This is a genomic window from Pseudomonas sp. GW821-FHT09H03 (genome assembly GCF_059415945.1).
This window is the reverse complement of sequence record NZ_JBWKOF010000001.1, coordinates 266,314-285,987: the sequence shown is the minus strand read 5'-3', so window position 1 is coordinate 285,987 and position 19,674 is coordinate 266,314. Positions and strand designations below refer to the sequence as shown.

The following is a 19,674-nucleotide window of genomic DNA, read 5'->3' as shown; positions in this document are numbered from 1 at the left end:
CGGATAGCAAGTCAATTGCTGGCATCCGAAAAGCAAAAAACCGCCAAAAGGCGGTTCTTTGTAAATCGTTTTCTTCTGCAGTATATGCCCTAGGGCCGTCGCGAGGTTCCGGTACTGCTCCAGCATTCCTCGCCAGTAGAAAAAAGGTTAGCGCTTGCTAATCATTATGTCAATCAGATTGACAGCAGTAGCTCGCATTCAGGCGGTGATTGTTTCATTCCAACCCTCGGTCACCATGGCCTCGTAGAGCTCTCTCAAATCTTTTATCGCTGCATCGAGCTGGCCTTCACCCATCCCCTTCCCCCAGTCTTGCGCAACCTCCTTGTACAAAAGCAACTCGCCTCTCTCAGCCTCGAGGGCTGCAATACGAGCGTTCGCTGTCTGGAGTTCGGCAGCTGCTGCTGTCAGCTCTTGCAGCTGCTCGCGGGTCTCGTTCAGCTTGTTCTTGGTCTGCTGGTAGTCGGTGACGCCTATACTGTGAAGAAGTGAGGTCTTCAGTAGGGTTTTCTCTGCTTCCGTTAGGCGCAATGCGTAGTGAGTGTTGCGGCCTCGACGAGACTGTCCACGATGCTGATAAATCGTGGACGGAGGTAGGATCCTGTTGGGGGATATGGACTCCACCATCTTGCTGATCGCCCAACTGTCCTTTCCGCTCGATCCCCACAGCGTGAGCGGGTCGAGTGTCTGGCGTGAAAGCTGAAAACAGGTTTTGTCAGAGTCATCAGGTTCGTCAGAGGTCACAGGAACAACCTGGCAAATCCCTCGACTAGCGCGAACCACAATGGCCAGTCTGCGCTTGTGCATTTCACCTTTCTGCAAGGTATCGCAATAGCGCTTATTGGTCTTTATAGCGCCATCCTCCCGGCCAATGCTCTGAATGAACCCGTAGTCAACTTCGACTATCGTCCCAAACTGCACCACTCTGTTCAGCTTGTAGCCTGTTTTACTCAGCGTCTGCTGAAGGTATTCCTCTGGCACCGTGGTGTAGATCTTGCTGAGCGTCACCGAGAATTCAGCAGGTACGGCGCCAGGGGCGGAGAGCAGTGCCATGCCTTCCACAAACCAACGGTAATTCGCGACACCAGTGAATTTTTTGATGCAGAAGATTTTGTGAGTTCCCTCGCCAGGCATCAGCGCCTCAGAAATGGACTCATGCGTTTCTTTGCCCAAAGGGGACACGGTTACCGTCCCCGTCACGAGGTCTTTGACCTGCTCGAAGTACCTAATGACGATTGTGTCCATGCGTTTCCCTGGTGCGTGCGGTTGGTTCAAGGGGTGCCAATATGCCATAGCTGCTGCGGCCTGCGGAGCTATACGGCAGCCGGCTTGGGTTGTGCCAGAACCCGAGGCTTAAGTACATGGCGCTCGCCAGTCCCGTCGATCCCCGCGTAACACACGGTGAATCCCCTTTACACGCTCAGCCCGGATCGAGCGGGTTTGAACGATGAATATTCAAAACGACGGCAATACTCGTGAAGCTCGCTTCCACCAAGGGGTAACCGGGCGTTGGTCCTGCTTGCGCTCCCTCATCATCTGCGGCACATCCTGCAACCGAATCCACGGCTGGTTATTCCAGTGCAGCAAGCTCAATGACATTTCCGGCCAGTTGAGCAGGCTAAGTTGCGGGCGTTCAGGTGTGGCGGGGTGTTGGGCGTCTCGCAGGGCGGGGACGACTTCGTGGGTTAGCCATTCGCGCAGCGCTCGGTACTCGGGGCAGTAGTGATAGACGAGCAGGGCATAGACGCCGGATTCGCTGATCAGCAGGGTGTTTTCGATGCGGCCGTAGATTAGGGTTTGGGTGGTTTGGTATTGGTCGAGATCGAGTTTTCGGAGTTGGCGGTCGTTGAGGTAAATGCGTAGTAATCGGCCCAGGTCGCGTGCGCTGAACCAGGGTTGGTTTTGCAGGAGTAGGGCGTGGAGTTGGAGTTTGTGGCGGGTGAAGACGTGGGGGGTTAAATAGTTGTCGTCCATAGAGCAGTACCCAAATTCGCTTGATAGATAACTGTCGTTTTATCGTCGCCAAACAATAAGGGTGGCAGCTGCGTGCGGGTTGGCGAACCGGCCAAGCGAATACCGGCAGACCCTAAGGTCTCCCACACACAGCCGCCATAATTCGAATCGAGAAAGAAATCCAGATATCGAACGAGGTTGCCGTGAATTGCTTGGTTCCAGGTCGCCAAACCAGGTGCTGAACATCCAGCATTGGGTGAGCTTAGGAACCAGAGCTTCGCGGCACAATCGGACGGCGGATGAGAACTTTGTAGGACGTTGCCTGGATTGTCGCGGGCTTAAGATCAAGAGATCGCAGCCTGCGGCAGCTCCAACAGGTGAAGCGCAAGGTCGTGCCGACCTTCAATCGCGGGCAAGCCAGCTCCCACAGGGATCGCGGTGTTTACTCGGTGGGTGGAGTGAGCTTCGCTTCCATCTCCGCCACTTTCGTTTCGAGTGCCTCCAGCCGTGCCCTGGTCCGCGCCAATACAACCATCTGGCTATCAAATTCTTCCCGGCTGACCAGATCCAGTTTGCTGAAGGCGCTCTGCAGCAACATTTTGAACTGGCTTTCGATTTCACTTTTCGGCAGCGGGGTGTCACCGCTGAAGAGGCGGGAGGCGGTGCCGCTCAGGGCGTCGAGGAAGTCTTTGGGCGCGAGCATGGGGAAATGTCCTGATAGCAATGGCGGGCAGTGTATCACGCAGCATCTATAGTCATTTGCGCGGGCAAGGGATGCACGCTTTTCGCGCATATGGACGGACGGTGTCGCACCGTTGTTGTGCGTATCGCGTCGCGTGTTGTGGCGAAGAAGCAGTCATCTGCGGGTAAAGGCTTGAAAACAGTAGTTTTTGTGGAGATGGCAAGCTTTCTGCTTAGACCCTGATGACCCATGCACTGATGCAGTCACTGTGACGAACGCAGTGCGCCAAGCGAAGCGGGGGAGTGTTTCGTGAGGGGCGTCGGACGGGCAGGTCAGGGCCGACGATGCGTTACAAAGCCAGGCACTGCGCTTAGACTTGAGACGGGTTTGTTTTCCTGGGGCAAGTCCACCAAATTCGGGAGAGAGTTTTCATGAAGCTAGTCACTGCCATCATCAAGCCGTTCAAGCTGGACGACGTACGCGAGTCGCTGTCCGAGATCGGCGTGCAGGGCATTACCGTCACTGAGGTCAAAGGCTTCGGTCGGCAGAAGGGTCACACCGAGCTGTATCGCGGCGCGGAGTACGTGGTCGATTTCCTGCCAAAGGTGAAGATCGACGTCGCCATCGACGACAAGGATCTGGACCGGGTCATCGAGGCCATCACCAAGGCCGCCAACACCGGCAAGATCGGTGACGGCAAGATCTTCGTGGTCAATCTGGAACAGGCGATTCGCATCCGTACCGGCGAAACCGATACCGACGCGATCTAAGCCGCTACAAACCCAACGCCCCAGGAGAAAACAATATGACTCTGCGTAAATTCGCAGGGCTAGGAGCCCTGTTGTCCATCGTAATGCCCAGCCTTGCTTTGGCGGCAGACGAAGTGGCGGCCCCAGTCCTCAACTCCGGCGACACCGCCTGGATGCTGACCTCGACAGCCCTCGTGCTGTTCATGACCATTCCTGGCCTCGCGCTGTTCTACGGCGGCATGGTTCGTTCCAAAAACATTCTTTCCGTGATGATGCAGTGCTTCGCCATTACCGGTCTGATCAGCGTCCTGTGGGTCATTTATGGCTACAGCATCGCGTTCGACACCACGGGCATGGAACAGGGCGTCGTCAACTTCAACTCGTTCTTCGGTGGCATGGGCAAGGCCTTCCTGGCCGGTGTTACGCCTTCGAGCCTGACCGGCCCTGCGGCGCTGTTCCCTGAAGCGGTGTTCATCACCTTCCAGATGACCTTCGCCATCATCACCCCGGCACTGATCGTCGGTGCCTTCGCCGAGCGGATGAAGTTCTCCGCGATGCTGATCTTCATGGGTGTGTGGTTCACCCTGGTGTATGCACCGATCGCGCACATGGTCTGGTCCGGCAACGGCGGTCTGATGTGGGACTGGGGCGTGCTGGACTTCGCCGGCGGGACCGTGGTGCACATCAATGCCGGTGTGGCCGGTCTGGTCGCCTGCCTGGTACTGGGCAAGCGTAAAGGCTTCCCGACCACCCCGATGGCTCCGCACAACCTCGGTTACACCCTGATGGGCGCGGCCATGCTGTGGGTCGGCTGGTTCGGTTTCAACGCCGGCTCCGCCGCTGCGGCCAACGGCACCGCCGGTATGGCGATGCTGGTGACCCAGATCGCAACCGCTGCTGCGGCACTGGGCTGGATGTTCGCCGAGTGGGTCACCCACGGCAAACCAAGCGCGCTGGGCATTGCTTCGGGTGTGGTCGCCGGTCTGGTAGCCATCACTCCGGCTGCTGGCACCGTTGGCCCGATGGGCGCACTGGTGATCGGTCTGGCGGCTGGCGTGGTGTGCTTCTTCTGCGCTACCACGATGAAACGCAAACTCGGCTATGACGACTCCCTGGATGCGTTTGGCGTCCACGGTATCGGCGGCATTCTCGGCGCAATCCTGACCGGTGTGTTCGCTGCACCGTCCCTGGGTGGCTTCGGCACCGTGACCGACATCGCTGCACAAGTCTGGATTCAGTGCAAAGGCGTGGGCTTCACGGTGATCTACACCGCAGTCGCTACCTACATCATTCTCAAGGTGCTGGACGCGGTCATGGGCCTGCGCATCAACGAAGAAGAAGAGGCGGTCGGCATCGATCTGGCGCTTCATAACGAGCGCGGCTACAACTTGTAAGCAAGCGTATGAAAACTTGCCCGGCTTGCCGGGCATTTTTTTGTCTGGAATTAGTCATTCAACTAGCGGCTGAAGGGTTTTTACCTGCAAGTTGTATGTCGTCGATGTCCGGTGTTTTTGTGCGGTCGAAGGCTTACATGATTGAAGGAATATTAGGGCCTTTGTTTTTTCCCAGAGCACGCTAGAATGCGCCCCGAACGTGCGGAGAACTGTATGTGGCAACAGACTCTGATTACCCTGCGGGCGAGGCCCCGGGGCTTTCATCTGGTAACGGACGAGTTACTCGCCGGCCTGCCTGAACTCAAGGCGTGTCGGGTCGGTCTGTTGCACTTGTGGCTGCAGCATACCTCGGCGTCGTTGACCATCAACGAGAACGCCGATCCGGCGGTACGTCGCGACTTCGAACGATTTTTCAATCGTCTGATCCCACAAGGAACAGACGGCTATGAGCATAACGACGAAGGCCTGGACGACCTCCCGGCGCACTTCAAGTCCAGCGTGCTTGGCTGTCAGCTCAGTTTGCCGATTTCGGCAGGCAGGCTGGCGTTGGGTACCTGGCAAGGCGTTTATCTGGGCGAGCACCGTGATCATGGCGGTGCTCGTAAAGTCCTCGCCACCGTGCACGGTGAAGTGGCATAACCGCTGGTCAGCAGCGGTTGTTGAATTTTTTCCGGCAGCCTTCGACAGAGGGCAAAGCTGGGCTATAACTAATCTGCTTTTCGCAAGTCATGAGGTAGAACATGAGCGACGATGATCTGGAAAACGACGACCTCGAAGTAGGCGACGACGAAACCGAAGAAGGTCTGGAAGCAGCGGCGGAAGACGTCGCTGAAGACGACGGCGGTGATGCGCCCGTTCCGACCGCCAAAGGCAAAGCCAAGGCAGCGGTATCGGTCGATGAGCTGCCGAGTGTCGAAGCCAAGAACAAGGAACGAGACGCCCTGGCCAAGGCCATGGAAGAGTTCCTGGCTCGCGGCGGCAAGGTGCAGGAAGTGGAGGCCAATGTGGTCGCCGATCCTCCCAAGAAGCCTGACAACAAGTACGGCAGCCGGCCTATCTGAGGCTGTCTTGCTTACTGAAAAGGCCCGCCGTCGCTGCGGGCTTTTTCATGCCTGAAAATCGAGGATACGCCGACAATCTCCTTGTGGGAGCGAGCCTGCTCGCGATAACGGTGGGTCAGGCAGGATCAATTTTGAATGTGACGGCCTCATCGCGAGCAGGCTCGCTCCCATAGGGGATGTGTGTGATTTCAGGCCGGGTGTCTGGGGTTCCACCGCGCCAACAACGCCGGCAACTCGGTCAGGCTGCGGATTTCTGCATCCGGCAGATGCTCGGCTTCCCAGGCCTTGCCCGCCGGGTTGAACCAGATCGCCCGCAGCCCTGCTTGCTGGGCACCGGCAATGTCGTCGCCCGGATGGTCGCCAATATGTACTGCCGTCTCGGCAGTGGCGTCTCCACGCTGCAACGCCTCATGGAACAATCGCGCATCCGGTTTGCCGATGCCGATGTCTTCGGCGCACAGCGCAAACCTGAAATAATCCGCCAGCCCCAGGCGCCGGATATCAGCGTTGCCGTTGGTGACCACGCCCAAGGTGTAATGGTTGGCCAGTACTTGCAGCGTCGGCTGCACCTCCGGGAAAATTTCCAGTTGGTGGCGGGCGTGCAAAAACACTTCGAAACTCTGGTCGGCCAGGTCGGACGCTACTGCGTGAGCGTAACCGGCTTCTTCCAGCGCCTGGAACAACACCCGTCGACGCAGGGCGCTGATGCGATGCTTGAGGTTCGGCTCGATGCTCAGGATGCGTTCGCGAATGGCCCACAGATGTTCCACCGGCACCGCCCCCAGGGCAGGAGCATGTTCGCTCAGCCATTCACGCAAAACGGCTTCGGCGCTGACGATCACTGGAGCGGTGTGCCACAGGGTGTCGTCGAGGTCGAAGGTGATCAACTGAATGCTCATGAATCATCGCCTTTCATGCGTTTGGCCCGTGGGTGGGCGCTGTCATAGACCGTTGCCAGGTGCTGGAAATCCAGGTGGGTATAGATTTGCGTGGTCTTGATGTCCGAGTGACCGAGCAATTCCTGTACGGCCCGCAGGTCCTGGGAAGACTCCAGCATGTGGCTGGCGAAAGAGTGTCGCAACATGTGTGGGTGCAGGTTCTGCCCTAGCTCGCGTTCGCCGGCTGCCTTGACCCGACGCTGGATCGTCCGTGGGCCCAGGCGCTGGCCTTGCTGGCTGACAAACACCGCATCGTCCGCCGGGTTGGCCAGGGCTCGTAATGGCAGCCACTGTTCCAGCGCCTCACGAGCTTTTTTCCCCACGGGTAGCAACCGGGTCTTGCTGCCTTTGCCGAGCACCTGGACCATCCCGTCGGCCAGATCGAGCTGGTCGAGATTCAGCCCGGTCAGCTCCGAAAGTCGCAGCCCGGAAGAGTAGAACAGTTCCAGGATCGCCTGATCACGACGGGCCAGAAAGTCATCTTCCACTGCACCCTCAAGCAGTTGCAAGGCGCGGTCGGTGTCGAGGGTCTTCGGCAGGCGGCGCTCGCCTTTAGGTGGCGCGAGACCATTGGCCGGGTCGTGATCGCACAGGCCTTCGCGGTTGAGGTAGTGATAAAGCCCGCGGACCGCCGACAGCAAACGCGCCAGACTGCGGGACGACTGGCCCTGGGCATGCAGGCGGGCGATCAGGCTGCGCAGGCGCTGGATATCCAGCGCCGCCCAGCTGTCGATGTTCTGCTTGACGCACCAGCCGAGCACTTTATCGAGGTCGCGGCGGTAAGCCGACAAAGTGTGCGGCGACACCTGCCGCTCACTGCGCAGGTGTTCGCAGTAAGCGTCCAGTTGCCGTTCCATGGTCAGCGTACCGAGCGCAGGTTGCTGTTGACCCGTGGCAGCACGCGGCCCATGACTTCGGCGATGTAGCTCAGGAACAAGGTGCCTACTGAGCTTTTGTATTGCTGTGGATCTCGGCTGGCGATGGCCAGGATACCGTGGATGCCCTGATGGCTGATGGCGACGACGGCGGTGGAGCCGATCTGCTTGCGCTGATCCTCACCGAACAGGAAGTCCAGTTCATGCTCGCGCAGACTGCCGCTGACGCTTTTGTCTTCCGAGAGCAAACCGCCTATGGCCACCTGCGCTTCGGCGTGGGTGACCCAGCGGCCGACTGGCATGGCGTTGTCGCCCAGCAGGATGAGGCTGACGAAGGGCACCTGGAAATCCTGGCGCAGACTGTCTTCGACGCAGATCACTACGTCTTCGAGGCTGGTGGCGTCCATCAGCGCAAGGATCAGGCGGCGGGTCTTTTCGAACAGCCGGTCATTGTCGCGGGCCACATCCATCAAATGCGAGAGGCGATGACGCAACTCGATGTTGCGGTCGCGCAGGATGGTCATCTGCCGTTCCACCAGCGAAATGGTGTCACCGCGCTGATGGGGAATACGCAAGGCCGGGAGCAGTTCTTCGTGCTCGATGAAAAAGTCCGGATGAGCCTCCAGGTACGCGGCAACAGCCGCCGCCTCCAGGCTTTCGGGCGCAGATTCGTCGGCTTTTCGTGCGGGTACCTGAGGCTTGTCGGTCATGGATTTCGCTCGCTCAAAGACGCACTTGTCCTTCGTATACGCGGACTGCCGGGCCGGTCATCTTCACCGGTTGGCCTGGGCCTGCCCACTCAATGGACAGGCGCCCGCCAGGCAGGTCGATCAATAGCGGCGAATCCATCCACCCCTGGCTGATCGCGGCCACTGCTGCGGCACAGGCGCCGGTACCGCAGGCCTGGGTTTCCCCGGCCCCGCGCTCCCAGACGCGCAACTGCGCGCGGCTGCGGTCAATCACCTGGAGAAAACCGACATTGACCCGCGCCGGGAAGCGCGGGTGATGCTCGATTTTCGGACCCAGATCATGCACCGGTGCATTGTTGATGTCGCTGACGCGCAGTACGGCATGGGGGTTGCCCATCGATACGGCGGCCAGATCGACCGGGTTGCCATCGACGTCGACCTGGTAACTCAAGGCCTGATCCGCAGCCTGGAATGGAATCTCGGCCGGTACCAGGCGCGGGGCGCCCATGTTGACGCTGATCTGCCCGTCGTTGCGCACATCCAGCTCGATGATGCCGCTTTTGGTTTCGACGCGGATCTGCCGTTTTGCGGTCAGGCGCTTGTCGAGGACGAAGCGGGCGAAGCAGCGCGCACCGTTGCCGCACTGTTCCACTTCCGAGCCGTCGGAATTGAAGATCCGATAACGGAAATCCACGTCCGGATTGCTCGGCGCCTCGACGATCAGCAACTGGTCGAAGCCGATGCCGGTATGCCGGTCGCCCCATTGCTTGGCGTGCTTGGGCAGGATATGCGCGTGCTGGCTGACCAGGTCAAGGACCATGAAGTCGTTGCCCAGGCCGTGCATCTTGGTAAAACGCAGCAGCATGGTTTTACTCCGGCAGCAGGCTTTCGCCAGCAAACAACTCGGCTACCGTTTCACGGCGACGCACTTCAAATGCCTGATCACCGTCCACCAACACTTCGGCGGCGCGGCCACGAGTGTTGTAGTTGGAACTCATGACAAACCCATAGGCGCCGGCCGAATGCACAGCCAGCAGGTCGCCTTCTTCCAGGGCCAGCTGACGATCCTTGGCCAGGAAATCGCCGGTCTCGCAGATCGGGCCGACGACGTCGTAGGCGCGGGCAGCAGTGTCACGCGGGCGTACGGCGGTGACGTCCATCCAGGCTTGATACAGTGCCGGGCGGATCAGGTCGTTCATGGCCGCGTCGACGATGGCGAAGTCCTTGTGCTCGGTGTGCTTTAGGTACTCGACCTGGGTCAGCAGCACGCCGGCGTTTGCCACGATGAAGCGGCCCGGCTCGAATACCAGTGCCAGGTCACGACCGTCGAGGCGCTCGCGCACGGCCTTGATGTAGTCGGCAGCCAGTGGCGGTTCTTCGTCGCGATAACGTACGCCCAGGCCACCACCGAGGTCGATGTGGCGCAGGTAGATACCGCAGTCGCCGAGGCGGTCGACCAGGCCCAGCAGGCGGTCGAGGGCATCGATGAACGGTGGCAGGGTGGTCAGTTGCGAGCCGATATGGCAATCGACGCCAACCACTTCCAGGTTCGGCAGCTGCGCGGCACGCACGTACACGTCTTCGGCGTCAGCGATGGCGATGCCGAACTTGTTCTCTTTGAGGCCGGTGGAGATGTACGGGTGAGTGCCGGCATCGACGTCCGGGTTGACGCGCAGCGATATCGGCGCGCGAACGCCCAGCTCGGCGGCGACCACTTGCAGGCGTTCCAGCTCGTCGGTGGATTCGACGTTGAAGCAGTGCACGCCGACTTGCAGTGCGCGACGCATGTCGTCACGGGTCTTGCCGACGCCGGAGAAGACGATCTTGTCGGCGCTGCCGCCGGCAGCCAGAACACGTTCGAGCTCGCCACGGGAAACGATGTCGAAACCGGCGCCAAGGCGCGCCAGGACATTCAGTACGCCCAGGTTGGAGTTGGCTTTGACGGCAAAGCAAACCAGGCTCGACATGCCGGCCAGCGCATCGGCGTAGGCCAGGTACTGGGCTTCGATGTGCGCGCGCGAGTAAACGTAGGTCGGTGTGCCAAAGCGCTCGGCGATGGCAGACAGGGCAACACCTTCGGCGAACAGTTCACCGTCACGGTAGTTAAAAGCGTCCATGAGGTTCCCTTATTATTGGTAGACGTCGTGCTTGTGTGCTTTGGACGGCTGCTTTTGCGAGGACTGAGCCTGCTCGGCAGGGTCCTGGTCTTCATCGGGCAGGTACAGCGGGCCTTTTTGACCGCAGGCCGACACAAGGCAGGCAACCGCGAGGAGCGCAGCAAGGGAAGAGATCAGGCGCTTCATGGCGAAATCCTTGAAAATGCGTTAATTGCGCCGGAGTATACCGGCCACCCGTCAGCTTGCCTATGCAACGGACCGCCCGTCCGGCGGGGTCCGGCTGATGTCGGCAGGCCAGTTGCGATCCCCTGTGGGAGCGGGCTTGCTCGCGAAGGCGTAGTGTCAGTCGACATTGATGCTGCCTGATACGCCGCATTCGCGAGCAAGCCCGCTCCCACAGGGATCAGTGTTGGATGTAATGGTATGGCGCTTATTCGTTATTCTTTGCAATCGACGGGGCTCGGTCGTATCTTGCGGCGCTTGAGCCTGATCAGACACTTTTTGAGGTTGCCGTAATGAGTTTGTCCGAAGCGCGTTTCCATGACCTGGTCGATGCCACACAGCAGACGCTGGAGGACATCTTTGATGACAGTGGCCTGGATATCGACCTGGAGAGTTCGGCGGGTGTACTGACCGTAAAGTTTGAAAACGGCAGCCAACTGATCTTCAGTCGTCAGGAGCCGCTGCGTCAGCTGTGGCTGGCGGCAGTGTCCGGTGGCTTCCACTTTGATTACGACGAAGAAAGCGAGCGCTGGATGTGTGACAAGAGCGAAGAGCAGTTGGGCGAAATGCTCGAGCGCATCGTCAAGCAACAGGCCGACGTCGAACTCGACTTCGAAGGCCTGTAATTTCGTGACTGAAACAACCCCCGTCCGTGCACCCAAACCGCTTTACAGCAATGTCAGCCCGGCGGTGCCTTCACCATGCAGCGGTGTGTGCCGCCTGGACGAGCAGAAAGTCTGCCTGGGCTGTTTTCGCCATGTCGAAGATATTCGCGAGTGGCGCTCGGCCGATGATCAGCGCCGGCGGGTGATTTGTGAGCAGGCAGCCCATCGTAAAGCCTTTTGTGGCGAGGGGGCTTGTCGGAACGCCGCATCGCCCCGTTCGGCTGTGAAGCAGTCGTAAAGATTCTGGGGTCGCTACGCAACCCAGTGGGGGCAAGCCACCTCGCCACGAAAGACCTGGCGACCGCTGGATCGCCCAGCTTGTATATTTATTGAGCTGTGATAGTGTCCGGATACGCCTCAACCCATCGAGGCTTGTGAAAACCCCGTCTTCTTCTGGCGGGGTTTTGCTTTTTTCGTGCAGAAGAAAGGAGTCTGCCCTGATCATGACCGCACCTTCCATCACTCTTACCCGTCTGGACGTGCAACGTCTGGAGCGCCTGATCGAAAGCCTGGATGACACGCTGCCGGGCGTTATCGCGCTGCAAACCGAACTGGATCGCGCCGATACTCTGGTTGGTCACGATGAAGTGCCCGCCGATGTCGTGACCATGAACTCCCGTGTGCACTGTCGCGAAGAAGGCAGTGGCAAGGACTATCACCTGACGCTGGTGTACCCGAAGGACGCGAACGCCGATGAAGGCAAGATCTCGATCCTGGCGCCAGTGGGCAGCGCGTTGCTGGGCCTGAAGGTGGGTCAGCATATCGACTGGCCGGCTCCAGGCGGCAAGACCCTGAAACTGACCCTGCTTGAAGTGGAATCGCAGCCGGCCAATGGCGGCGCATTCCCGGAATGATCCCTCAGACCTGATCGAGCGCCTCGTTCAGTGCGCGCTCCAGGTCGGCTTTATAGCGCAGATACAAATGAGTGGATCCCGACCCGTCACGGAGCAGGCCTGAGAGGTCCAGGTCGGTGATATAGCAGCGGTAGCGTTCGGTTTCCCGGCGCTGCCCGATGATTTCCCGGGCGACCGCGCTGAACAGTTGGTTGCCATGCTCCAACTCCGAAAATTCCCGTTGATTGCAGTACAACGTCACCCGCACCTGGCCAGGTGCGGCTTTGCCGATGATCGCCTGGACATCGTAAAACGCTTTGTTGGCAGGGGTTTGCGGTGCTGGTCGGGGTTCGATCCGGCGCGCCCTGCCTTGGCCAGACGGCAATAATTGGCAATACAACGTATCCAGATTCAGGGGTTGGGCGGCGGCCATCGGCAACAAGGCATCGCGCCGGTATTGGATCGATTGCAGGAACCGCTGCAACGGCACCAGCAGGCTTTGCTCATCGTGCCAGGGCAGGCGTTGCTGCCACAGGGCATTGAACTCATCGAGCACGTAAAGATCGACCAGGTCTTCATTGACCCGATAGAACACTTGAACGCAGTCTGGCTGGCCCATCGGCAGCAACAGTGCGAGGTCATGATCTTCCAGCGCCATGGCATCCAGGTGTAGCGGGCTGTAGCGGGTCAACTCCTTACCCAGATAGTCGATCAGCGCTGACAGCGTGGCGAGGGCGACGTGATTGACCTGACCGGGTATCAGTTCCAGCACATGGTAGTGCTGCTGGACCTGTATCAGGTAGCGGTAGTTGAGTCGGCTCAGTAGAAGGTTCTGTGCGGTATCGAGGGTTTCTTCCACCCGTTGCGCGATGAATGGCGCGCGGTTATGACAGAAGCACCGCACTCGCAGCCTCGGCTGTTGCGCACCGACCGGCAGATTGTTGAGGTAGTCGCGTATGCAGTCGAGCAAGGCGTTGGGGCCATCATGGTGGTTGACCAGCACTTCGTTCCAGCTGTTGATCGTGACCTGATCCAGGGTCAGGACCAGATTCTCGCGCACGCCTGCGTAGCTCAGGGAGTCGGTGCGCTCGGTGGTCATCAGGATGTTCAGATCACGATGGTGCTTGAGCGGGTCGACGCCGACGTTCACCAGAATCAGTACCTCGCTTGGCACGCTGGCGCGTAGCAAAGGCTCTTCGGCGACAGTGGCAAGGGGCAGGGCAATGCTCTGTTGCAGGCTGCCGAGCAGGTTGAACAGTTCAAACTCACTCAAATCGCTGCTGCCGGGGTGCAAGGCCAGGCGGGTACTGCTGTCGATCACGCCGTTGCGATGGCACCAGGTGAGCAGTTCCAGCAAATGGCGGCTGCGTTTGATCGGCGCGAAATGTTCCCACTCCAGTGCCGTCAGGCTGCCGTTGTACAAACCCCACTGGCCTTGCCCGGGCTCTTTGCGGTTTGGCGCATACACCAGGGTCAAGGTGTCTTCGGCCAGGTCCGGAGCAATACCGGGATTGATGAATTCGACCTTGCCTGTCTTGCGCTCGAAGGCTGCGTACAAGCGCCGGCCCAGCACACTGAGGTCGCGCTTGTTGATGCGGCTGGCGGTCTGTTCATGGCGGGCGAACCGGGTGAGGAAGCGGTAGCTGTAATTGAGTTCGTTGACCAGGGCCGTGCGCTCGGAGCTGACCTGGCGAACCTTCCACTGGCTGCGGCTATCGAGCAGTGCCAGCTGACGTTGATCCCAGTGCCATTCCCGGGCCAGGCGCTCGAGCAATGCGCGTTGCCAGCTCTGGGCTCGACTGGTGCCGGTCAGTTTGCGGTTGACCTTCAGGTACAGCGCGCGGCGCACCAGTTCCAGGCGTTCCGGTTCGTTACGGGCGATGAGGTATTCCTCGATGCGCCGGTATACCACGATGTAGGGGTCCAACTCGTCGAGGTCGAGCTGATTGGCGAACACCGCTTGTTTGAAGCGCAGGCTCAGGCAGTGGACCCTGGGGTGTTCGCTGGCGTAAACCTCGGTCAGCAGTAACTTCAGCACTGATTTGTAGGGTGACTCGATGCCCTTGAACAGTTGCCAAAGCCCGGCGCCGATAAACTCCCCTGGCGGGATCAAGGCCAGATTGCCCAGGTCAAGGGTTTCATCGGCACGGATGAAGCGCTTGGAAAGCAGCGTGTGCGTGTAACGGTCGTAGCTCGATTCTTCGTAGACCGGTACCAGCCACCAGATCGGTGTGCGTCCGGCCAGCCATATGGCGGTTCGATAAAATTCGTCCAGCAACAGATAGTGCTGGGTGGTTCCGCAATCCTCCGAGCTCAGTTGGGTATCGCGTTCGCCGCGCACGAATCGGGTCGGGTCAATCAGGAAGAAGTGCGCCTCGGCTCCCTGGCTGGCCGCCCAGGTTTCGAGCAACTGGCATTTCTTGCGCAGTTCGTTGAGTTCGCTTTCGCTCAGATCCGGAGCGTGGCAGACCCATACATCCATATCGCTCTGGTCGGCCTGTGCCAGGGTGCCGAGGCTGCCCATCAGGAACAGGCCGTGAATCGGTCGCGGCGGATTGCTGCCATGGCGTGGCTTGTAGGAAAAGGACCGGGTCAGGCGCTGGGCTTCGGCGAGGACATTGGCATCGGGCTCGAATTTCGACAGCCCGGCCGGCGTACTGCCTGAAACGTAGCCTGGCAACAACGGATGATTGACGTGAAAAAACAGCGGCAGCAGGGTCAAAACCCCTTGCTGGCGTGTCGACAGCCCTTCCATGGCCCGTGCCAGACGACCTTCGTTGAGCTTCAGAAAGCGTGCTCGCAGCTGGCCGAGTACCTTGCGGTCGATTCCCTCGTCCAGATCGGGGCGGATTTCATGGTTGCTCGTCATGTCAGCTCAAACCGGCTCGCAGGGCTCGGAGGAAGGAATCTCGGGATGAGTCGCAGTGTAGCGCCTCGGCTCCGGGATTTTTAAGCTGATTTTGTGATTTTGACGTCAGATTTCCATCGCTTGCCGATGGCAAGTCAAAGAGCAAGCCCGCGGAAATCCTCTGATGTGGTTTTCCGTGGGCTATACGGCGAAATTCAGGCGGTTTCCTGGACGCTCAGTATGGTCAGGAGCGTTTGCACATTCTGCGCGGCGTCACGACCCAGACTGGTCAGGTAGCCGCCATCAGGTTGATCGATCAATTCTTTTTCGAACAGGCGTTGGGCAGCGGCAATAGCTTTTGGAGCAGCGGTCTGATGAATTTTCAAACCTTCCTGGGAACTGTCCAGGTTGAAGAGTGCGAGGATTTCCAGTTCGGCAACCAACTCAGGGGTAAGCGACATAAGGACTCCAGACTTTCTAGGAATTGGACGACAGCGCCACTAAGGTGAGCTCACTTGCGCGGCATGTCCAGTGCTTGCGACAGGGATTTTTTGTCTTGGGATGCATTCCCCGGCCGGCTGCGAGGCAGCGGCGTTTACCCAGTGTAGTCAGGGGCTGAAAGGTGGCAGGCATGATTGGCAACAAATTGTGTGAGGCTCGCTTCGCTGTGGCGAGGGGGCCTGCAGGAACGCCGAATCGCCCTGTTTTTGCTGGGCAGCAGTCGCGAAATTGTTGGAGGGTCGCTTGGCGACCCAACGGGGGGCGAGCCCCCTCGCCACAGGAATCGGTGTCGATGCCTACTGCTTTTCCGGGGGCAACTCTGGCAGCGCACGCAGCGCCGCCTCGTACCATTCGGTGTTGAACGCGCGGTCTTCTTCGAGGATCGCGTCGATTTCCACCGCTAATACGTGGGCCATCAAATTAAGGATTTCTTCGCGCTCGTAGCCCACCAGCGTCAGCTTGTTGAAGGTGGCTTTGGCCGCCGGAGGGTTGTCGCTTTCGATCTGGTTTTCGATGGCCTGGATCAGGGTGCTTTCGGCGAACTCTTCTTCGTCGTTGTCGATATCGGTTGGCTCGCTCATGGCAGGCTCCTCAGGGAAAGGCGGCCAGTTTACCCGCATTCAGGTGCGTGATGCTGCTGGCAAGAAACGCACAGGCGTTCTATAAACAGGCACCGCCAACCCCCGCACGGCCTGGAGGCTTTGTGATGATCAAGCTTTATGGATTCTCCGTCAGTAACTACTACAACATGGTCAAACTGGCGCTGCTGGAAAAAGGCCTGCCATTTGAAGAAGTGCCTTTTTACGCAGGCACCAGCCCCGAGGCACTGGCTATCAGCCCGCGTGGAAAGGTCCCGGTGTTGAAGGTAGAGCAGGGTTTCATCAATGAGACCAGCGTGATTCTCGAGTACATCGAACAGAGCCAGAAGGGCACACCGCTGTTGCCGACAGATCCATTCGAACGTGCGCAGGTGTTGGCGTTGGCCAAGGAAATCGAGCTGTACCTCGAACTGCCGGGCCGTGCCTGCTACGGCGAGGCGTTTTTTGGTACGCCAGTGCCAGAGGCGATCAAGGAAAAGACCAAGGCCGAACTGCTACAGGGAATCGCGGCCCTGGGCCGCCACGGAAAATTCAGTCCTTACGTGGCCGGCGACAGCCTGAGCGTGGCGGATCTGTACTTCCTTTACAGCGTGCCGCTGGCCTGTGCAGTTGCCAAAAAGCTGTTTGGAATTGATCTGTTGGAAGAACTGCCGGCAGCCAAGGCGCTGCTGGAGAAGCTGGAGCAGAACCCGAATGTGCAGAAAATCGCAGCGGACAAGGAAGCGGCGATGCCAGCATTTATGGCGATGATCGCGTCCAGGAAGTGAAATTTATAGTGTGCTGAAGTCAGTCGTCGCAGGCTGGCCTGCCCCCACAGTGGAAAGTGTTGAATACACCTGACCCTGTGGGAGCGGGCTTGCCCGCGAAGCTTTTAGCGGCTGGCGAGCAACGCCTGGCCGCGAACCACGGCAGCCTTCACCTGCGCCGGTGCAGTGCCGCCGATATGGTTGCGGGCATTCACCGAGCCTTCCAGGGTCAGTACGGCGAACACGTCCTGATCGATCTGGTCGCTGAACTTGCGCAGTTCTTCCAGGCTCATCTCCGCCAGGTCCTTGCCGCTGTCCACACCGTACTTCACGGCATGGCCGACGATTTCGTGGCAGTCACGGAAAGGCAGGCCACGACGTACCAGGTAGTCGGCCAGGTCGGTGGCGGTGGAGAAACCGCGCAGGGCCGCTTCGCGCATGATGGCGTGCTTGGGCTTGATCGCCGGAACCATGTCGGCAAAGGCCCGCAGCGAGTCGCGCAGGGTATCGGCGGCGTCGAACAGCGGTTCCTTGTCTTCCTGGTTATCCTTGTTATAGGCCAGTGGCTGGCCTTTCATCAGGGTCAGCAGGCCCATCAGTGCGCCGAACACCCGGCCGGTCTTACCGCGCACCAGCTCTGGCACGTCCGGGTTTTTCTTTTGCGGCATGATCGAGCTGCCGGTGCAGAAACGGTCCGGCAGATCGATGAACTGGAATTGCGCGCTGGTCCATAGCACCAGTTCTTCGGAGAAGCGCGACAGGTGCATCATGGCGATGCTGGCGGCCGAGCAGAACTCGATGGCGAAGTCGCGATCGGAAACGTTGTCCAGCGAGTTGCCGCCCACCGCGTCGAAACCCAGCAGTTGAGCGGTGTATTCACGGTCGATAGGGTAAGTAGTGCCGGCAAGAGCGGCGCTGCCCAAAGGCATGCGATTGGTGCGTTTGCGGCAGTCGACCAGGCGTTCGTAGTCGCGGCTGAGCATTTCGAACCAGGCCAGCATGTGGTGGCCGAAGGTCACCGGCTGTGCAGTCTGCAAGTGGGTGAAGCCGGGCATGATACTGGCGGCTTCGCGCTCGGCCTGTTCCAGCAGGCCTTTTTGCAGGCGGGTGATCTCGGCCAGGATCAGGTCGATCTCGTCACGCAGCCACAGGCGGATGTCGGTCGCGACCTGGTCGTTACGGCTGCGACCGGTGTGCAGCTTTTTACCGGTGACGCCGATGCGGTCGGTCAGGCGCGCTTCGATGTTCATGTGTACATCTTCGAGGTCGATGCGCCAGTCGAACTGCCCGGCCTCGATTTCGCCCTGGATGGTCTTCAGGCCATCGATAATGCTGTCGCGCTCGGCATCGGTCAGCACGCCGACCTTGGCCAGCATGGTGGCGTGGGCGATCGAGCCCATGATGTCGTGGCGATACAGGCGCTGGTCGAAAGTGACGGAGGCGGTGAAGCGGGCGACGAAGGCGTCGACGGGTTCACTGAAGCGGCCGCCCCAGGACTGATTGGTCTTGTCAGTGCTCATGAATTCGCTCGTATCGGCTTGAAGTAAGAAGGCGTGGAACGCTGGCGCGGATAATAGCAGGGTTGTCATTGCTGGCGTTGACGCTGGTCGACCGGTTTTTTTTCGCAATGCGAGCCCGCTCGGGCCAGGTCCTGTGCAATTTTGCAACACGATATTTACCAATTGAGCAATAACGTCCCGCCAACCGTCTACAGTTGGAAAGTAGGATCGGCGCACTCCTTTGTGCGGCTGCAGGCTATAAGAAGAGGGGGGGTGTTCAGATTGCGTATCAACAAACCCTTTGGCGATGTATCGCCAGTGCGGGCATGGACCGCCAATCGCCCGGCGGATGAAAATTTAGCCGCCGGATTCGCGGCACTTTTTGACGCTCGCGCTAGTCTTAGCGTGGATCGCGGTGACAGACGTCACTTCACCTGTCTACGCTATCCTTGTGCGAGACTCACGCAGGAATCCAGCGCAATATGAATGTCCTGATCGTTGATGACGAAACCCTGGCCCGCGAGCGCCTGAGCCGAATGGTTGGCGAACTCGAGGGATACAGTGTCCTGGAGCCCAGCGCCACGAATGGCGAAGAGGCCTTGGCACTGATTGACAGCCATAGACCGGATATCGTGTTGCTCGATATTCGCATGCCGGGTCTCGATGGCCTGCAAGTGGCCGCGCGTTTATGCGAACGCGAAACACCGCCCGCCGTAGTATTTTGCGCCGGGCCCGATGAATTTGCCGTGGAAGCCTTACAGGCCAGCGCCGTAGGCTATCTGGTGAAACCTGTGAGAACTGAACAGTTACATGACGCATTAAAGAGAGCCGAACGCCCCAACCGCGCTCAGCTCGCCGCACTGACCCGCCCTGCTGCCGACAGCGGCAGCGGCCCGCGCAGCCATATCAGCGCCCGGACCCGTAAGGGTATCGAGCTGATTCCGCTGGATCAGGTGGTCTATTTCATTGCCGACCACAAATACGTGACCTTGCGCCACGAAGGCGGCGAAGTGCTGCTCGATGAGCCGCTCAAGGCTCTTGAAGACGAGTTCGGCGACCGTTTTGTGCGCATCCATCGCAACGCCTTGGTCGCCCGTGAGCGCATCGAACGATTGCAGCGCACACCCCTGGGGCATTTCCAGCTGTTTCTCAAAGGCCTCAATGGTGATGCCCTGATCGTCAGCCGGCGCCATGTAGCTGGCGTGCGAAAAATGATGCAACAGCTTTAATTCGCCATTTACAGGCGGATTGCACACCCGATTGCCGGACATCCGGGGCCAGGGAGGCCGGGCAGTATCTGATACAA

22 protein-coding genes and 1 pseudogene are annotated in these 19,674 nt (G+C 59.3%); 10 read left to right on the top strand and 13 right to left on the bottom strand.

Annotated features, from left to right (window positions below):
* Positions 1-198 precede the first annotated feature (198 nt).
* The 3 genes from AC07OG_RS01325 to AC07OG_RS01315 all read right to left on the bottom strand — a co-directional run bounded on the left by AC07OG_RS01325 (position 199) and on the right by AC07OG_RS01315 (position 2,653).
* A complete protein-coding gene (locus AC07OG_RS01325) occupies positions 199-1,242 on the bottom strand; it encodes a hypothetical protein (RefSeq protein WP_495066029.1) in 1,044 nt (347 codons plus the stop codon).
* A gap of 210 nt (positions 1,243-1,452) precedes the next feature.
* On the bottom strand, positions 1,453-1,971 hold the full coding sequence (locus AC07OG_RS01320; protein ID WP_495066028.1) for a BRO-N domain-containing protein: 519 nt from the start codon (positions 1,969-1,971) through the stop codon (positions 1,453-1,455).
* A 421-nt stretch (positions 1,972-2,392) separates the two neighbouring features.
* Positions 2,393-2,653, bottom strand: a complete 261-nt coding sequence (locus AC07OG_RS01315) for an accessory factor UbiK family protein (RefSeq protein ID WP_060542539.1) — start codon at positions 2,651-2,653, stop codon at positions 2,393-2,395.
* A gap of 410 nt (positions 2,654-3,063) precedes the next feature.
* Between AC07OG_RS01315 and glnK the strand changes: the two genes are divergently transcribed.
* The 4 genes from glnK to sutA all read left to right on the top strand — a co-directional run bounded on the left by glnK (position 3,064) and on the right by sutA (position 5,836).
* A complete protein-coding gene (gene glnK / locus AC07OG_RS01310) occupies positions 3,064-3,402 on the top strand; it encodes a P-II family nitrogen regulator (protein WP_002555808.1) in 339 nt (112 codons plus the stop codon).
* Positions 3,403-3,437: 35 nt separating this feature from the next.
* On the top strand, positions 3,438-4,775 hold the full coding sequence (locus AC07OG_RS01305) for an ammonium transporter (RefSeq protein ID WP_060542538.1): 1,338 nt from the start codon (positions 3,438-3,440) through the stop codon (positions 4,773-4,775).
* 213 nt (positions 4,776-4,988) lie between these two features.
* Entirely contained in the window at positions 4,989-5,414 is a 426-nt protein-coding gene (locus tag AC07OG_RS01300; RefSeq protein WP_495066027.1) for a secondary thiamine-phosphate synthase enzyme YjbQ, read from the top strand.
* A 101-nt stretch (positions 5,415-5,515) separates the two neighbouring features.
* A complete protein-coding gene (gene sutA, locus AC07OG_RS01295) occupies positions 5,516-5,836 on the top strand; it encodes a dormancy-specific transcriptional regulator SutA (RefSeq protein WP_060542536.1) in 321 nt (106 codons plus the stop codon).
* 188 nt (positions 5,837-6,024) lie between these two features.
* On the opposite strand, the gene AC07OG_RS01290 is transcribed toward sutA, so the two are convergent.
* The 6 genes from AC07OG_RS01290 to lptM are packed head-to-tail and all read right to left on the bottom strand — an operon-like array spanning position 6,025 to position 10,641.
* Complete coding sequence (locus tag AC07OG_RS01290) at positions 6,025-6,735, bottom strand: HAD family hydrolase (RefSeq protein WP_060542535.1); 711 nt, start codon at positions 6,733-6,735, stop codon at positions 6,025-6,027.
* Positions 6,732-7,631: a tyrosine recombinase XerC gene (xerC, locus tag AC07OG_RS01285; protein ID WP_218423585.1), complete on the bottom strand. Its 900-nt coding sequence runs from the start codon at positions 7,629-7,631 to the stop codon at positions 6,732-6,734. Before xerC ends, AC07OG_RS01290 begins: the two co-directional genes overlap by 4 nt.
* 2 nt (positions 7,632-7,633) lie before the next feature.
* Positions 7,634-8,359 (bottom strand): DUF484 family protein, encoded by a 726-nt coding sequence (locus tag AC07OG_RS01280; RefSeq protein WP_060542533.1) that lies wholly within the window; start codon positions 8,357-8,359, stop codon positions 7,634-7,636.
* A gap of 13 nt (positions 8,360-8,372) precedes the next feature.
* Positions 8,373-9,203, bottom strand: a complete 831-nt coding sequence (gene dapF, locus AC07OG_RS01275) for a diaminopimelate epimerase (RefSeq protein WP_060542532.1) — start codon at positions 9,201-9,203, stop codon at positions 8,373-8,375.
* 4 nt (positions 9,204-9,207) lie between these two features.
* Positions 9,208-10,455 carry a diaminopimelate decarboxylase gene (gene lysA / locus AC07OG_RS01270; RefSeq protein ID WP_495066026.1) on the bottom strand — a complete coding sequence of 416 codons (1,248 nt, stop codon included), beginning with the start codon at positions 10,453-10,455 and terminating at the stop codon, positions 9,208-9,210.
* Positions 10,456-10,467: 12 nt separating this feature from the next.
* Positions 10,468-10,641: an LPS translocon maturation chaperone LptM gene (lptM, locus tag AC07OG_RS01265; RefSeq protein ID WP_034147687.1), complete on the bottom strand. Its 174-nt coding sequence runs from the start codon at positions 10,639-10,641 to the stop codon at positions 10,468-10,470.
* Between the two features lie 329 nt (positions 10,642-10,970).
* Here lptM and cyaY point away from each other — a divergent pair, with 329 nt between their 5' ends.
* The 3 genes from cyaY (at position 10,971) to rnk (ending at position 12,196) form a co-directional block, all read left to right on the top strand.
* A complete protein-coding gene (gene cyaY, locus AC07OG_RS01260; protein ID WP_060542530.1) occupies positions 10,971-11,303 on the top strand; it encodes an iron donor protein CyaY in 333 nt (110 codons plus the stop codon).
* Between the two features lie 4 nt (positions 11,304-11,307).
* Positions 11,308-11,580, top strand: a complete 273-nt coding sequence (locus AC07OG_RS01255; RefSeq protein ID WP_495066025.1) for a DUF1289 domain-containing protein — start codon at positions 11,308-11,310, stop codon at positions 11,578-11,580.
* Positions 11,581-11,785: 205 nt separating this feature from the next.
* Positions 11,786-12,196, top strand: a complete 411-nt coding sequence (rnk, locus tag AC07OG_RS01250) for a nucleoside diphosphate kinase regulator (protein ID WP_060542529.1) — start codon at positions 11,786-11,788, stop codon at positions 12,194-12,196.
* A 4-nt stretch (positions 12,197-12,200) separates the two neighbouring features.
* Here rnk and AC07OG_RS01245 read toward each other — a convergent pair whose 3' ends face one another.
* The 3 genes from AC07OG_RS01245 to AC07OG_RS01235 all read right to left on the bottom strand — a co-directional run bounded on the left by AC07OG_RS01245 (position 12,201) and on the right by AC07OG_RS01235 (position 16,105).
* Positions 12,201-15,044, bottom strand: a complete 2,844-nt coding sequence (locus AC07OG_RS01245) for a class I adenylate cyclase (protein ID WP_495066024.1) — start codon at positions 15,042-15,044, stop codon at positions 12,201-12,203.
* Positions 15,045-15,238: 194 nt separating this feature from the next.
* Entirely contained in the window at positions 15,239-15,484 is a 246-nt protein-coding gene (locus AC07OG_RS01240; RefSeq protein ID WP_060542527.1) for a TIGR02647 family protein, read from the bottom strand.
* A 336-nt stretch (positions 15,485-15,820) separates the two neighbouring features.
* A complete protein-coding gene (locus AC07OG_RS01235) occupies positions 15,821-16,105 on the bottom strand; it encodes a hypothetical protein (RefSeq protein ID WP_046039010.1) in 285 nt (94 codons plus the stop codon).
* 125 nt (positions 16,106-16,230) lie between these two features.
* Between AC07OG_RS01235 and AC07OG_RS01230 the strand changes: the two genes are divergently transcribed.
* On the top strand, positions 16,231-16,890 hold the full coding sequence (locus tag AC07OG_RS01230) for a glutathione S-transferase family protein (RefSeq protein WP_495066023.1): 660 nt from the start codon (positions 16,231-16,233) through the stop codon (positions 16,888-16,890).
* 104 nt (positions 16,891-16,994) lie between these two features.
* Here the strand turns inward: AC07OG_RS01230 and argH are convergent, their stop codons facing one another.
* A complete protein-coding gene (gene argH, locus AC07OG_RS01225) occupies positions 16,995-18,389 on the bottom strand; it encodes an argininosuccinate lyase (protein WP_060542525.1) in 1,395 nt (464 codons plus the stop codon).
* 342 nt (positions 18,390-18,731) lie between these two features.
* Here argH and AC07OG_RS01220 point away from each other — a divergent pair.
* Both AC07OG_RS01220 and AC07OG_RS01215 read left to right on the top strand, forming a co-directional pair.
* Positions 18,732-18,854, top strand: a pseudogene (locus AC07OG_RS01220) (sensor histidine kinase); the annotation flags it as partial.
* The gene (locus AC07OG_RS01215) at positions 18,851-19,597 is read left to right on the top strand and encodes a LytR/AlgR family response regulator transcription factor (RefSeq protein ID WP_060542524.1); all 747 of its coding nucleotides are present in this window, start codon (positions 18,851-18,853) and stop codon (positions 19,595-19,597) included. The pseudogene AC07OG_RS01220 and the gene AC07OG_RS01215, both read left to right, overlap by 4 nt.
* Positions 19,598-19,674: the final 77 nt, after the last annotated feature.

What these genes read in the sequence shown, in the direction of transcription:
- AC07OG_RS01325 (WP_495066029.1), bottom strand. Translation starts at nt 1,242, where the DNA reads ATGGACACAATCGTCATTAGGTACTTCGAGCAGGTCAAAGACCTCGTG.
- AC07OG_RS01320 (WP_495066028.1), bottom strand. Translation starts at nt 1,971, where the DNA reads ATGGACGACAACTATTTAACCCCCCACGTCTTCACCCGCCACAAACTC.
- AC07OG_RS01315 (WP_060542539.1), bottom strand. Translation starts at nt 2,653, where the DNA reads ATGCTCGCGCCCAAAGACTTCCTCGACGCCCTGAGCGGCACCGCCTCC.
- glnK (WP_002555808.1), top strand. Translation starts at nt 3,064, where the DNA reads ATGAAGCTAGTCACTGCCATCATCAAGCCGTTCAAGCTGGACGACGTA.
- AC07OG_RS01305 (WP_060542538.1), top strand. Translation starts at nt 3,438, where the DNA reads ATGACTCTGCGTAAATTCGCAGGGCTAGGAGCCCTGTTGTCCATCGTA.
- AC07OG_RS01300 (WP_495066027.1), top strand. Translation starts at nt 4,989, where the DNA reads ATGTGGCAACAGACTCTGATTACCCTGCGGGCGAGGCCCCGGGGCTTT.
- sutA (WP_060542536.1), top strand. Translation starts at nt 5,516, where the DNA reads ATGAGCGACGATGATCTGGAAAACGACGACCTCGAAGTAGGCGACGAC.
- AC07OG_RS01290 (WP_060542535.1), bottom strand. Translation starts at nt 6,735, where the DNA reads ATGAGCATTCAGTTGATCACCTTCGACCTCGACGACACCCTGTGGCAC.
- xerC (WP_218423585.1), bottom strand. Translation starts at nt 7,631, where the DNA reads ATGGAACGGCAACTGGACGCTTACTGCGAACACCTGCGCAGTGAGCGG.
- AC07OG_RS01280 (WP_060542533.1), bottom strand. Translation starts at nt 8,359, where the DNA reads ATGACCGACAAGCCTCAGGTACCCGCACGAAAAGCCGACGAATCTGCG.
- dapF (WP_060542532.1), bottom strand. Translation starts at nt 9,203, where the DNA reads ATGCTGCTGCGTTTTACCAAGATGCACGGCCTGGGCAACGACTTCATG.
- lysA (WP_495066026.1), bottom strand. Translation starts at nt 10,455, where the DNA reads ATGGACGCTTTTAACTACCGTGACGGTGAACTGTTCGCCGAAGGTGTT.
- lptM (WP_034147687.1), bottom strand. Translation starts at nt 10,641, where the DNA reads ATGAAGCGCCTGATCTCTTCCCTTGCTGCGCTCCTCGCGGTTGCCTGC.
- cyaY (WP_060542530.1), top strand. Translation starts at nt 10,971, where the DNA reads ATGAGTTTGTCCGAAGCGCGTTTCCATGACCTGGTCGATGCCACACAG.
- rnk (WP_060542529.1), top strand. Translation starts at nt 11,786, where the DNA reads ATGACCGCACCTTCCATCACTCTTACCCGTCTGGACGTGCAACGTCTG.
- AC07OG_RS01245 (WP_495066024.1), bottom strand. Translation starts at nt 15,044, where the DNA reads ATGACGAGCAACCATGAAATCCGCCCCGATCTGGACGAGGGAATCGAC.
- AC07OG_RS01240 (WP_060542527.1), bottom strand. Translation starts at nt 15,484, where the DNA reads ATGTCGCTTACCCCTGAGTTGGTTGCCGAACTGGAAATCCTCGCACTC.
- AC07OG_RS01235 (WP_046039010.1), bottom strand. Translation starts at nt 16,105, where the DNA reads ATGAGCGAGCCAACCGATATCGACAACGACGAAGAAGAGTTCGCCGAA.
- AC07OG_RS01230 (WP_495066023.1), top strand. Translation starts at nt 16,231, where the DNA reads ATGATCAAGCTTTATGGATTCTCCGTCAGTAACTACTACAACATGGTC.
- argH (WP_060542525.1), bottom strand. Translation starts at nt 18,389, where the DNA reads ATGAGCACTGACAAGACCAATCAGTCCTGGGGCGGCCGCTTCAGTGAA.
- AC07OG_RS01215 (WP_060542524.1), top strand. Translation starts at nt 18,851, where the DNA reads ATGAATGTCCTGATCGTTGATGACGAAACCCTGGCCCGCGAGCGCCTG.